The following is a 13146-nucleotide window of genomic DNA, read 5'->3' on the forward strand; positions in this document are numbered from 1 at the left end:
ATTTCTCCGGGACGACACCCCCGCTGCGCGCGAACAACGCGCGGGTTGCCGTCATCTGTTCAGGCGAAACCTCCGCGCTTCAGCCGGACAACCTGGCGGCTCACGACAAATACTGACCGTGGCGCCTGGCAATAACCGCCATTAACGCGGTGCAGCGGATCGTGAACGATACCGCCGCACGGCTTCGAGTCTCATTCAAACTCCGTGCTGTCTTGAGCGCGGCACCCGTACGCTCCGGGGATTTGGCAACTTGACCAAATGCCGTACTAAAGCTGTCGAATGTTGCGCCGACCGTCCCTTTCGGGGCGCGGTCTGACTACGGAGGCTCGCACCCGCAAGATAGCTTCAAAGCGCGGAGTTCCACAATATAATTCTCCGGCCTCCGCAATATCGGCGGATGCCGCGCGGCGCGGCCGACCGAAAGGGTTCCGACGTGTTGGCGGGCGGGCCCGAAGCTGGTATGCAGGGAACCCTTCGAACCGGGCAGCGAAATCCGTCTCATGTGGCCAGTCCAGCGTCGTCTCCTGCAAATCCTGTTCGCCCTGCTGTTCTGCGCGGCCGCGACCCCGGCGACGGCCGACCTCGTGGCGACGGCGGCCCGCGTCGGCGATCACGGCGGCAAGACGCGGTTCGTCCTGGAACTGACCGAGAAAGCGCCGTTCCAGGTCTTCGTGCTGCCGGATCCCTATCGCGTGGTGATCGATTTCCCGGTGGTGGACTGGCACCTGCCGCCGCATCAGGACCAGCGTCCCGTCGGCCTGATCGACAGCTATCGCTTCGGCCTGTTCCGTCCCGATACCTCGCGCGTCGTGCTCGACGTGCGCGGCCCGGTCGAGGTGACCGCGGCGGAACTGCTGCCGCCCCGGGACGGAAAGCCCTACCGCTTCTACATCGACATCAGGCCGACCGGCCGGGACGCCTTCCTTGCCGCCGCGGCGCGCGATCGTGAACGGCTTGCCAAGATCGCGGCGATTCGGCCGGAGCCGCTGCCGGCGACGCCGCCGGTCGCGAAGGAGGCCAGACGCTACACCATCGTCATCGATGCCGGCCATGGCGGCGTCGATCCGGGGACGATCGGCGTCCACGGCGGCCAGGAGAAGGATCTCGTGCTGGCGGTGGCCCGGCGGATCGCCGGGGAACTGCACAAGTCGCCGCAGTATCGTGTGGTCATGACCCGCTCGAGCGACGTTTTCCTCTCGCTTCGCGACCGGGTGGCCGTCGCCCGTAAGGAAGAGGCCGACCTGTTCATCTCGATCCACGCGGACAGCATCAAGAGCCCCAAGGTGCGAGGCGCCACCGTCTACACGCTCTCGGAGACCGCCTCCGACGACGAGGCCGAGGCGCTCGCCCACAAGGAAAACAAGTCCGACGTCATCGCCGGCGTCGACCTGGCGCTGCATGACGATGCGGTCAGCGGCATCCTGATCGATCTCGCCCAGCGCGAGACCAAGAATTTCGCCGCCGCCTTCGCCAAGATCCTGCTGCCCGAGATCACCCAGCGGAACGGCGGGGTGAGCCGCGATCACCGCTATGCCGGCTTCCGCGTGCTGCGGGCGCCGGACGTGCCCTCGGTTCTGGTCGAACTCGGCTATCTCTCGAACAGTCAGGACTACGACTTCCTGTTCTCCAAGGCCGGCCAGGAACGCATGACCGAAGGCGTGGTCTCCGCCGTTGACCGTTATTTCAGGGAAATCAGGTCGGAATAGCCGTCGCGTCGCCCGCCCGGGTCCGGCCTGGTCCTGAAAAAGCGCGCGAAACTGGAACTTTCAGAGACCTCGCCCATTTGAATGACACCATGAAGCGTCTCCTCAAGGTCTTTATCGTTCTGCTTGTGCTCGGGCTGCTTGGCGGCATCGCCGGGGCCGGTGCCGTGCTTTATGCCTTCTGGCATTACGGCAAGGGCCTGCCCGATTACCAGCAGCTCGCCGGCTACGAGCCGCCGGTGGTCACCCGCGTGCATGCGGGCGACGGCTCCCTGCTGACCGAATATGCCCGGGAACGGCGGCTCTTCGTGCCGATCGAGGTGATCCCGAAGCATGTCTGGCAGGCCTTCCTCTCGGCCGAGGACCAGCGCTTCTTCAGCCATCCGGGCGTCGATTTCATCGGCGTGGCGCGCGCCGTCCTGGTCAACCTGCGGCAGATCGGTACCGACCGGCGGCCGGTCGGCGCCTCGACAATCACGCAGCAGGTCGCGAAGAACATGCTGCTGACCAACGAGGTCTCGATCGAGCGCAAGGTCAAGGAGATGATCCTCGCCTTCCGGATCGAGCGCACGATGCCGAAGGAGCGGATCCTCGAGCTCTATCTGAACGAGATCTACCTCGGCCAGGGCAGCTACGGCGTCGCGGCCGCGGCGCTGACCTATTTCGACAAGGCGCTCGGTGAATTGACGATCCCCGAGGCGGCCTACCTGGCGGCGCTGCCGAAGGCGCCGAACAATTACCACCCGGTGCGCAAGCGCGATGCCGCGATCGCCCGGCGCAACTGGATCATCGGCCGGATGGTCGAGGACGGCTATGTCCCGGCCGACCAGATGGTGGCCCTGGAGGCGACCCCGCTCGGCGTCGTTCCCGGTCGCGAGGCGACCTTCGTCAAGGCCGACTGGTTCGTCGAGGAGGTCCGCCGCGAGCTTTACGATCTCTATGGCGCAGACGGTCTCTACGATGGCGGGCTCTCGGTCCGGACGACGATGGAGACCGAGCTGCAACTGCTCGGCCAGCGGGTCCTGCGCGACGGCCTGCGCGCCTACGACCGGCGGCACGGCTGGCGTGGCCCGCTCGACAGGCTGCCGCTCGACGGCGACTGGCAGGCGCGCTTCGCCGAATGGCCGGTTCCGTCCGGCCTGACGAGCTGGTGGCCGGCCGTGGTGACCGGTCTCGATGCCCGCGAGGCGATGATTGCCTTCCAGGACGGGAGCACCGGGACGATCCCGCTCGACGCGCTGAAATGGGCGCGGAAATTCATCTCGGTCGACGGCCGGGGGCCGGCCGTCAAGTCACCGGCTGATGTCCTGGACAAGGGCGACATCGTCGCGGTCTCGCCGCTGGCGGAAGAGGGCGGGGCCGGCAATCGCTACGCGCTCGAGCAGATCCCGAAGATCAACGGCGCCCTGGTCGCGATGGATCCCCACACCGGGCGGGTGCTGGCGCTGGTCGGCGGCTGGAGCCACGCGGTGTCCGAGTTCAACCGCGCGACCCAGGCGGCCCGGCAGCCGGGCTCGGCCTTCAAGCCCTTCGTCTACGCCGCGGCAATGGAGAACGGCTTCACGCCGTCGAGCCTCGTGCTCGACGCCCCGTTCGTCCTCGACCAGGGCGAACTCGGCAAATGGAAGCCGGGCAACTATTCGAACAAGTTCTACGGTCCCAGTACCTTGCGCCTCGGTCTTGAGAAATCGCGCAACCTGATGACGGTGCGGCTCGCCCGGTCGCTCGGGATCGACGTCGTCGCCGACTACGCGAAGCGCTTCGGGATCGCCGAGGACATGCCGCAGATCCTCTCCATGTCGCTCGGCGCGATGCAGACGACGCTGCTCCAGCTCACGACCGCCTACGCGATCCTCGACAATGGCGGCAAGAGCCTGACCCCGACCCTGATCGACCGGGTCCAGGATCGCCGCGGCCGGACCATCTTCCGTCATGACAAGCGCGATTGCGACGGCTGCCTTGCCGCCTCCTGGCATGGCCAGCCGGTGCCGAAGCTGCCCGACAACCGGAGCCGGGTGATGAGCGCGGAGGGCGCCTACCAGGTCGTGTCCATGCTCGAGGGCGTGGTCGAGCGGGGGACCGGGCGGAGCATCGCCAGCCTCGGCCGGCCGCTCGCCGGCAAGACCGGCACCACCAACGACAGCTTCGACGCCTGGTTCGTCGGCTTCGCGCCGGACCTCGCGGTCGGCGTCTATACCGGCTTCGACCAGCCCTCGACGCTCGGCGACAAGGAGCAGGGGGCCTCGGTCGCGGCGCCGATCTTCAAGGCCTTCATGGCCGAGGCGCTGGCCGGCCAGCCGGCCATCCCGTTCCGGGTGCCGCCGGGCATCCGCCTGGTCCGGGTGCGCGCCGATTCGGGCGTCGCCGCCCAGCCGGGCGACCGCAACGTGATCCTGGAGGCCTTCCGGCCGGGCACAGAACCGACCGCCGCGGCCGCCGTGCTGGACGGATCCGATATCGGCGCGGCCGGTGGGGCAGCTAGCGCGGGCGGCTCGCTGTCGTCGGGGACCGGCGGGCTTTACTGAGGCCGGGCAAGGTTTTATGGTCGCCCGCCGCGATAGCGGGCGAGATCGAGCGATGCGCGATATCCGCTGGCTGTCGCGCCGAATTCCGAAGCTAGAGAGATCAGATGCGGGCTGAACAGCAGGCGTTAATCGATGACATCAAGCAGTCGCTGGAACTGCTGAGGAGGCATCTTTGACTGGGATCGCGCAACCCGTCGCCTCGACGAGCTGAACGCCCTCAGCGAGGATCCCGCGCTCTGGAACGATCCGGACCGCGCCCAGTCGCTGATGAAGGAACGCCGCCGCCTCGACGAGGCGGTCACCGGCTACAAGACCCTCGAACAGGATCTTGCCGACACCATCGAGCTGATCGAGCTTGCCGAGCTTGAGGATGACGAGGAAGTCCTCGGCGAGGCCGAGGCGTCGCTGCGGGCGCTGCAGGCCAACGCGGCGCGCCGGCGGCTGGAAAGCATGCTGTCCGGCGAGGCCGACCAGCTCGACAGCTATCTCGAGATCCATGCCGGCGCGGGCGGCACGGAGAGCCAGGACTGGGCCTCCATGCTGGTCCGCATGTACAGCCGCTGGGCCGAGGCGCGCGGCTACAAGGTGACGCTGATCGAGGAGAGCGGCGGCGAGGAGGCCGGCATCAAGTCGGCGACCCTGCAGATCGCCGGCGAGAACGCCTATGGCTGGCTGAAGACGGAATCCGGCGTGCACCGCCTGGTCCGCATCTCGCCGTTCGATTCGTCGGCCCGGCGCCACACCAGCTTCGCCTCGGTCGGCGCATTCCCCGTGATCGACGACAGCATCGAGATCGAGATTGAGGACAAGGATCTCCGGATCGACACCTACCGGGCCTCGGGCGCCGGCGGACAGCACGTCAACCGGACCGATTCGGCCGTCCGCATCACCCATATTCCGACCAACATCGTCGTGCAGTGCCAGAACGACCGCTCGCAGCACAAGAACCGGGCGACGGCGATGGGCATGCTGAAGGCCCGCCTCTACGAGCGCGAGTTGCAACTCAGGGAAGAGAAGGCGGCGGCGATGCGCGGCGCCCAGACCGATATCGGCTGGGGCCACCAGATCCGCTCCTACGTCCTGCATCCCTACCAGATGGTCAAGGACCTGCGGACGAGCGTCGAGACCAGCAACACGCAGGGCGTGCTCGACGGGGCGCTGGACGATTTCATGGCGGCGGCGCTGGCCCAGCGGGTCGGCGAAGACAATGAGGCCGAGGACGGCGCGTCCTGAGGCAGGGCGGCGTGCGCCGGGTCAGTTCATCCTGGTGAGCGGGCGCTCGACAGCCGGCACGTCCGCCGGCAACCGCTCGACCGACGCGGCCGGGCCCGCGCCGGCCGGCGCGGCGACGACGGTCGGGTCGGCGGCACCGTAAAGCGCGGCGGCGCCGGCGATGTCGCCGGGCTGCAGGCCGCGAAAGAGCTCGGTATAGCGGAACGACATCAGCTGCCCCGAGGGGCCGGCATGGTCCAGGCCGATCGCGTGGCCGATCTCGTGCGCCAGGGCATAGCGGAGGTCATAGATCGTCCGGTCGCCGTCGAAGCCGATCTTCCATGTCCGTTCGGGGTTGAGGCAGATCCGCGACTGGCGGATGGCGCGGATACCGCCATCCTGGTCCCGGCGGTAATCGACATCGGCATAGGCGATGCCCCGGGGAACCGCCTGGACGCCGATGACGATGCCCGCTTTGGTGGCGTCATCGGTGCGCACGAAGCGGATATCGGCAGCCTGTTCCCACATGGCGAAGGCGGCCGCGGTCTCGCGGTCGAGAACCTCCGGGCTGATGGCCGGATCGTCGAACAGCGAGGTCATGGCATCGATGGCGCGGCAGTTCCGGGCGGTCGGGAAATGCATCGCCGAGGCGGCGAAAGCATAGCTCACGGTTGCGCCCGACTTCAGCGCGGGCGCGCCCCATTTCACGAGACTGCCGTTGAGGCTGAGAAGCTGGTAACGGTCGCGCGCGACCGCCGCCGACATGATGCCGGGCAGGAGCACTGCCAGAAGGGCAACAACTGTAACCGGTATCCTCACCGAAACTCCGTGCCGCCGTAACGGATTTCCGTAATTCGAGCGGACCCGGCTCGGTAGGACTACTGTACCCGGCCCATTCGGCAACCAGCATCGCGCCGATTGGTAATGATTCGATAAACGACATCGGCCGCGAGGTCAACGAAGGGTAGAAAAAGAACGGGACGCCCGACCGCTCTGGCGGCGGGACGTCCCGGAGTTTCAGGCCGCTGCCGCGTCATTCGCGGCCGCGGGAGGCGAGCGGTCTCTCGCGGCGGCGACCCGCAGGGAGGCGGACCGGGTTACTCGGCCGCGGCACCCGGAAGCTGACCCTTGGTCTGCTGCTCGAGCTGGCGGGCCCGCTCGGCCTGGGCGGCCGCGGCGGCGCGGTCACGCTCGGCCTCGGCCAGCGACTTGAACTCCGGCGCCGCGGTGAGCGACTGCTCGGACATGTCGACCATCGCGATCAGCTTGTCGTCCTCGCGGCTCAGCCGGATCTCGTTCCAGGCGACCCCGACCTCCTTGCTGCCGAGGCCGAGAAATCCGCCGACCGAGACCACGGCGCCGACCACGCGATCCTGGTCGTCGATGATCAGGTTGGAGATCTCGCCGATATTCTGGCCTTCCGAGTTGACGACCGGCCGGCCGACGAGATCGGACGAAAGGACCTGGTTGTCGTGCTGGACGGTGATCGAGGCGGTCCCGGCCGGTGCCGTCATCGCGCGCGGCGTGGTCTGGGTCGCCTCGGGCGCCTTCGGCTGCACGGCGTCGCTGCCGGTGGTCGCGGTCTCGGCGATGGCCGGGCTCGCGACGGCAAGCGCGAGCAGCGAGGCGAGGACGAAATTCTGCGTCTTGTACATGGTTCTTCCTCCATGATTGCCACTCTCCGTCCCCTCCACATAGGAAGATGCCCCGGCCTCGTCAGCAGGCGTCCGGAAATTGACACGATCCGGATTCACAACTGTCACAACGCCGGTTCATCTTGCTTTTCCGCCGGGTTTCCCTAGATAGAGGGGATGATGACCGTCCTGCACATTTTCGCTGCGCTACGACGATCGGGGTGCCTGGCCGCGGATGGCCCGCCCCCGAGCTTGCGGTAGGATTCGCGTCTACTGTTCTTGCCGGCTCGGGGCTGCCCAACGAGTCCCAACTCCATAACGCTCATTCCGGTGTCCTGACCGATCAGTCCTGCTGATCGACCGTCGTCGTTGACGACGGTCGGCCCGTAACTGTTCCGGTCACGGCTGCGGATTCGGGCTCTGGCAGGAACGGGCCGGCAGCCGTCACGACGGGCCGGCCACTGGCGAGGCACGTACCATGATCTGGTTTCATCGTTTGAAGTCCGATTTCCATTCCCTGCGATCGTTGTGGCGGCGGCGCCAGACACGCATCGCCACGATCCGGGTCCTGCGCCGGCTCGACGACCGGCTGCTCGACGATATCGGCGTGGTCCGGGGGCGCATCGGGGAGGCCGCCCGCAAGGCGGTCGACGATCGCGCGGCAGCGGGGACGGAGCAGGCACCCGCCTCCGGGAGGAGGCCGGGACCGCGCCGCACCGTGAGCGGCGAGCGCCCGTCCATCATTCTTCCGTCACCGTTACCGGCGCTGGCGATCGCCTGATCGCCCGCCGTCAGCACCCATTCATTCATTTCAAGACAAAGGATAAAGTCATGTCGACAAGGCACAGCGAGACAACTCTCGGCTCCGACGCCATCATCGTGACCGACCGCGACCACGAGCGGCTGTTCGGGCTCGCGAATCGGTATGACCAGTTGAACGAAGTCAGCCGCATGCTGGCGCAGGAACTCGAGAACGCCAAGGTGGTCGACGCCACCGAGATCCCGGCGACCGTGGTCACCATGAATTCGCAGGTGACCGTGCGCGAGGAGGATACCGGCAAGGTCCGCACCTACACGCTCGTCTATCCGGGCGAGGCGGATATCTCGGCCGGCAAGCTTTCCATCCTGACCCCGGTCGGGACGGCGCTGATCGGCCTGTCCGAGGGCGAGACGATGGAGTGGACGACACGGGACGGCCGTTCCAAGGAACTGACCGTCGTCAAGGTTGTCTACCAGCCAGAGGCGGACGGCCGCTTCGATCTCTGAAACGGTCGCTGGCCGGCTTCGCAGGCGCGTCGCGATCGCGGCGTCCCGGCGGGCCGGTCAGATCCGCGCGGCGATCGAATCCTTCGCGGCGAGCCCGTTGCCGGCGTCGTCCTGCGCCGCCGGCCTGTCCGCACCGTCGGCCGGCTTCGACGGCTGCGGCGCCTCGATACGCTTGGTCTCGGCGGCCTTCTGCGAGTTGCGGCAATGACCGTCAAGCGTCGCGCCTGCCTCGATCGCGAGGCTCTCGTGATGGATGTCGCCGGTGATCCGCGCGGTCTTCGTGAGCGCGACCCGGCCCGCGCGGACGCAGCCCCGGACCTCGCCATGGATGGTCACGTCGTCGGCGCGAACCTCGCCCCGGACACAGGCTGTCTGCCCGATGGTCAGCTTGCGCGCGGCGATGTCGCCGTCGACCTCGCCATCGACATGGAGCTCGCCATCGGTCTCGAGATTGCCGAGGACCTTCAGGTTGGCGCTGATGATGGACGGCGGCGCGTTGCTCGTCGTCCGTCTAGCCGTCGTCTTTTCCGCCTTTGAAAACATAGCGTCCTGCCTCGAAAAAGTCGGATGGGTCGTAATTCTTGCCCTGGAAGAGGACCTCGTAATGGACATGCGACCCGGTGCTCCGCCCGGTCGATCCCATGAGTCCGATTTTCTGCCGGAACTGCACCTTCTCCCCGCGCTTCACGAGGGTCTTGTAAAGATGCGCGTAGCGGGTCTTGAAGCCGGCCCCGTGGTCGATCTCGACCAGCCGACCGTAGGGACCCTTGCTGCCGACATAGGTGACCGTGCCGGCCGACGTGGCCAGTACCGGGGTCTTCTTCGGTGCCGCGATATCGACACCCGAATGGTAGGCCTTGCGCTTAGTGAACGGATCGCGCCGCTTGCCGAACAGCGACGAGATGTAGCCATTGTCCGAGGGGCGGGCGAGCGGCATCTGCGACAGCGCCGCCTGCAGGCCGCTCCAGCGGGCAAGGATCAGCTCGATCTGCCCGGCATCCGACATGACGCTGCCGAGATCGTCCGCGGCACCGGCCGACACGCCGGTCAGGGTCAGCGGCCCGCCCTGGCCGATCGTTTCCGCCGGCGGTTCGGTCACGAAACTGTCGGGGTCAAGCCCGGCCAGCCGGATCGCGTCCTCAAGGACCGCGACCCCGGCCAGGGTCTGTTCCTGCACCCGGGCGAGCAGATTGGTCTGCGAGCGGCGGATGATATCGACGGTATCCTCGAGCTCGGCGACGGCGCGACGCAGCCGGTCGCGTTCCTGCAGGATGCCTTCCTGGCGCGCCCGCTCGGCGGCGAGCCGGCTCTGGTTCGCATGCAGCGCGTCGCGCGCCAGCGCCGCCGTCTCGGTGGTCCGGGCGAGTTGGGTCAGAAGCTCCGACGCCCGGCTGCTGACATCGCTGCTGGTATCGGCGAGCCGGTCGCGCTGGGCGATGACGCCGGCCAGGGTCGCCTCGCGCTCGGTCAGCTCGGCGGTCAGCGCGGCGCTCTTCCGCTTGGCGGACTCGTAGGCGGCTTCCAGGTTCGCCAGCCGGCTGCGCAGGCGCTCGCCGGCGGCCGCCTCTTGCGCGGCGAGGCTGCGCTTGGCTTCCAGTTCGCCGGCCAGCGTGGCCAGCCGGGCATCGCGCCGCCGGTTGTCGGCAAGCGCCGTCTGCAGCTTGTCGCGCAGTTCGGTGAGGTCGCGGAGCGAGGCGGCGAGCCTGTTCCGTGTCGTGTCGCGATCCTCGCCGGCGGCCGCGACCTCCAGCTCGAGTTTCGCGAGCTTGCGGGCGAGGTCGGCGGACCGTTGCTCGGCCGCCTGCAGCTTGCGGCGGAGCGTCGCGTTGTCGGAGGCGAGCCGCCCGCCGCGCTGCTCGGCCTTCTGCCGGCGCGCCGTTTCTGCCTCGAGGATGCTCGATGTGGCATCCAGGTCGGAACGGAGTTTCGACCTGAATTCAATGAGTTCCTGCAATTTGCTGTAGCCGGAGGCGAGCTCGTCGTTGGCCCGGACAAGCTCCTGCCGGGTGGTGTCGAGCGAGTCGGCAAGATGGTGCCGCTCGGTCCGGAGGATCTCGATCTCGATCCCGCGCGCGTCGAGCAGGCTGTCCTGGAAGACCACCTCGTAGGCACCACGGGCAAGCCCGGCGAGGCCGAGTACGAGCAGGGCGACAAGGCCGATCTGGTGACCCAGGCGTAGTGTCAGGAAGCGCACGCGCCCCCTGCTGCGCAGGTAGATCTGGCGCTCGGGAAAGAATCGCTCGCGCCAGTTTGGCCGCTGGTTCACCGTCCTCGCCCCCCAGGGTTCCGCTTCGGCTATGGACGCCGAAAGATGTGAAGAAATCGGTAATGCCGATTATGCGAAAGCGCGGCCAAGAGTCCATCGCGCTGCACGCGAGCCCGGTCAGGATGCCGCCGGCGGCCCCCAGAAGCGTTCGGGGAAACCGGCGCGATCGCGGGCCTCGGCGTTGAACGGCGGCTTCAGGCCGCCCCGGAAACGTTCGCGGACGAGGGCCTGCCAGGTCTCTTCGGGCGGCAGACCGCGATGGCCGGCAATCACTTCGAACCAGTGCCGTCCGGCCGCGACATGGCCGATCTCGTCCTCGTAGATCACCCTGAGCACCGCCGCGCTCCCGGTATCGCCGGCGGCATCGAGGCGTCGGATCATGTCGGGCGTGACGTCGAGGCCGCGCGCCTCCAGCACCATCGGGACGATGGCGAGCCGGGCCAGCAGGTCGTCGGCGGTCGATGCCGCCGCTTCCCACAGGCCGTCGTGGGCCGGCAGGTCGCCATAGCCGCCACCGAGCGCCCTGAGTCGGGATTCGACCAGCATGAAATGCCGCGCCTCGTCGTCACCGACGGCGATCCAGTCGGCAAAGAAGCGATCCGGCAGCCCGCCGTCGGCAAAACGCCCGACCAGGTCCCAGGCGAGATCGATGGCGTTGAACTCGATATGGGCGACCGCGTGAAGCAGGGCGAAACGGCCGGCCCGCCCCCGGCCGATCCGCCGTCGCGGCATCCGGCCGGGCGGCAACAGTTCCGGGCGTTCCGGCCGGGCAGGGCGGTCCGGCATCGGCGGCCCGCCGTTCTCGACGGCCAGCTCGCCGGCCCGCCACAGCGACGCCATGCGGCGGGAGCGCTCCGCCTTGGTCGCGGGCTCGGCACTGCCGAGGACCGCGGCGGCGGCCTCGGTGACGGTACGGACCGGCCCGAGGTCTCCGCTCAAAGCGCCTTCGCCGCGGCCAGCACCGCGTCGACATGGCCCTTGACCTTGACCTTGCGCCAGACCTCGCGGATCACGCCGCCGCCGTCGACGAGAAAGCTCGCCCGCTCGATGCCCATGTATTTGCGGCCGTACATGGATTTCTCGACCCAGACCCCGAATGCCTCGCAGGTGCTGCCGTCCTCGTCGGCGGCAAGCGTCACGGCAAGGCCGTGCTTGGCCTTGAAGCGGTCATGCTTGGCGACGCTGTCCTTCGAGCAGCCGATCACGGTGACACCGAGGGCGGCGAAATCGGCCGCCCTGGCGGTGAAGTCGATCGCCTCGGTGGTGCAGCCCGGGGTGTCGTCCTTGGGGTAGAAATAGAGCACGAACGGCGTGCCCTTCAGGGCCTCGAGGCTGACGTTGCCGCCGCCATCGGTCGGCATGGAGAAGCGGGGCGCGGGATCGCCCGCGCCGGGAGCAGCAGTCATGGATCGGTCATTCCTTCTCGTCTGGCCATCTTGTCGGGAGGGCGCGTTCTGTGAACGCGCTCACAAAACAGGGTAAAGACGCGTGTTTCCCTGTCAATCCGCGCGATTCCGAGGATTGCCGGGGGCACGATCTGCGGCTAGCGTCTTGCGCGATAAAGTCTCTCCTCATGGAGGCAGCCATGCGCGCAGCTCCCGTATTAATCGCGTTGTTGTTGTCTGTGTACCCGTTTGCCGGGTCGGCTTCCGAAACGCCGCTCGAGCGCGGAACCTACCTGGTGCGGGCGATCGTCGCCTGCGGAAACTGTCATACCCCGCAAGGACCGGACGGGCCCGTCGCGGGCCAGGAACTGGCCGGCCAGCTGGTCATCGATTTCCCGGAATTCACCGCCTACGCGCCGAACATCACGTCCGATCCGGTGTCCGGCATCGGCAACTGGACCGACGAGCAGATCATCGCCGCAATTCGCGAGGGCATCCGCCCGGACGGTACGATCATCGGCCCGCCGATGCCGATCGATCTCTATCGCGGCATGTCGGACGAGGACGTCCGGGCGATCGTCGCCTATCTGCGCACTGTCGCGCCGGTCCGGAACGAGGTCCCGAAGTCTGTCTACCGGATTCCCCTGCCGCCGAGCTGGGGCCCTCCGGTCGGCACCGTTGCCACGCCGTCGCGTGAGGACAAGGTGGCCTACGGCGCCTATCTCGCCGGGCCGCTCGGCCATTGCGTGGAATGCCATTCGACCTTCGTGAACGGGGTTCCGGATACCAAGGGCCATCTTGGCGCCGGCGGCAATCGCTTCGAGGGGCCGTGGGGAATCAGCGTGTCGGCCAACATCACGCCGCACGCGGACGGCATCGGCCATTACAGCGACGCCGACCTCCGCACGATCTTCAAGACGGGCGCGCGCCCGGACGGCACGCCGATCATGCCGCCGATGGGAACGGCATATTACCGCAACATGACGGACGCCGATATCGACGCGCTGATCGCCTATCTGCGCAGTCTGCCGCCGCTGCCCTCTCCGGCAGGCGACTGACGGCAAGACATTCCGTCATTATCGGGCTATACCGGTTTCCGGCCGAATACAAACCGTGAACATGTACGTCGGCCGGAACCGGTTCCGCCATCAGGAG

Annotated in this window: 12 protein-coding genes; 6 read left to right on the forward strand and 6 right to left on the reverse strand. The window is 67.6% G+C overall.

All coding sequences use genetic code 11. The features are described 5' to 3' along the window. Window positions 1–500 precede the first annotated feature (500 nt). From OCH7691_RS10610 to prfB, 3 genes are all read left to right on the forward strand, one after another. Complete coding sequence (locus tag OCH7691_RS10610) at window positions 501–1706, forward strand: N-acetylmuramoyl-L-alanine amidase (RefSeq protein ID WP_085883336.1); 1206 nt, start codon at window positions 501–503, stop codon at window positions 1704–1706. Between the two features lie 89 nt (window positions 1707–1795). Further along, window positions 1796–4228 (forward strand): penicillin-binding protein 1A, encoded by a 2433-nt coding sequence (locus OCH7691_RS10615; RefSeq protein WP_085883605.1) that lies wholly within the window; start codon window positions 1796–1798, stop codon window positions 4226–4228. Between the two features lie 104 nt (window positions 4229–4332). Further along, a protein-coding gene (prfB, locus tag OCH7691_RS10620; protein ID WP_139839617.1) for a peptide chain release factor 2 occupies window positions 4333–5461 on the forward strand; the annotation gives its coding sequence in 2 pieces (ribosomal slippage) (window positions 4333–4401 and window positions 4403–5461; 1128 coding nt in all). Window positions 5462–5482: 21 nt separating this feature from the next. Here the strand turns inward: prfB and OCH7691_RS10625 are convergent. Further along, a complete protein-coding gene (locus tag OCH7691_RS10625) occupies window positions 5483–6259 on the reverse strand; it encodes a matrixin family metalloprotease (RefSeq protein WP_139839618.1) in 777 nt (258 codons plus the stop codon). Between the two features lie 278 nt (window positions 6260–6537). Continuing rightward, entirely contained in the window at window positions 6538–7095 is a 558-nt protein-coding gene (locus OCH7691_RS10630) for a PRC-barrel domain-containing protein (protein WP_085883338.1), read from the reverse strand. Window positions 7096–7552: 457 nt separating this feature from the next. Here OCH7691_RS10630 and OCH7691_RS10635 point away from each other — a divergent pair, with 457 nt between their 5' ends. Beyond that, on the forward strand, window positions 7553–7855 hold the full coding sequence (locus OCH7691_RS10635; protein WP_085883339.1) for a YjiS-like domain-containing protein: 303 nt from the start codon (window positions 7553–7555) through the stop codon (window positions 7853–7855). A 50-nt stretch (window positions 7856–7905) separates the two neighbouring features. Continuing rightward, a complete protein-coding gene (gene rnk / locus OCH7691_RS10640) occupies window positions 7906–8340 on the forward strand; it encodes a nucleoside diphosphate kinase regulator (RefSeq protein ID WP_085883340.1) in 435 nt (144 codons plus the stop codon). A 57-nt stretch (window positions 8341–8397) separates the two neighbouring features. Here the strand turns inward: rnk and OCH7691_RS10645 are convergent, their stop codons facing one another. The 4 genes from OCH7691_RS10645 to bcp form a co-directional block, all read right to left on the reverse strand. Further along, window positions 8398–8883 carry a bactofilin family protein gene (locus OCH7691_RS10645; protein WP_176244995.1) on the reverse strand — a complete coding sequence of 162 codons (486 nt, stop codon included), beginning with the start codon at window positions 8881–8883 and terminating at the stop codon, window positions 8398–8400. Then, window positions 8852–10606 carry a M23 family metallopeptidase gene (locus OCH7691_RS10650; protein WP_085883342.1) on the reverse strand — a complete coding sequence of 585 codons (1755 nt, stop codon included), beginning with the start codon at window positions 10604–10606 and terminating at the stop codon, window positions 8852–8854. Before OCH7691_RS10650 ends, OCH7691_RS10645 begins: the two co-directional genes overlap by 32 nt. 117 nt (window positions 10607–10723) lie before the next feature. Continuing rightward, a complete protein-coding gene (locus tag OCH7691_RS10655; protein ID WP_085883343.1) occupies window positions 10724–11545 on the reverse strand; it encodes a ferritin-like domain-containing protein in 822 nt (273 codons plus the stop codon). Beyond that, window positions 11542–12012, reverse strand: coding sequence for a thioredoxin-dependent thiol peroxidase (gene bcp, locus OCH7691_RS10660; protein WP_085883344.1), 471 nt, complete (start codon window positions 12010–12012; stop codon window positions 11542–11544). The genes OCH7691_RS10655 and bcp overlap by 4 nt, the downstream gene beginning before the upstream one ends. Before the next feature lie 218 nt (window positions 12013–12230). On the opposite strand from bcp, the gene OCH7691_RS10665 reads away from it, so the two are divergent. Beyond that, window positions 12231–13049, forward strand: coding sequence for a c-type cytochrome (locus OCH7691_RS10665; protein WP_245826533.1), 819 nt, complete (start codon window positions 12231–12233; stop codon window positions 13047–13049). Window positions 13050–13146: the final 97 nt, after the last annotated feature.

The organism is Oceanibacterium hippocampi (assembly GCF_900172325.1).
In the GTDB taxonomy this organism is placed as follows: Bacteria; Pseudomonadota; Alphaproteobacteria; order Sneathiellales; family Sneathiellaceae; genus Oceanibacterium; species Oceanibacterium hippocampi.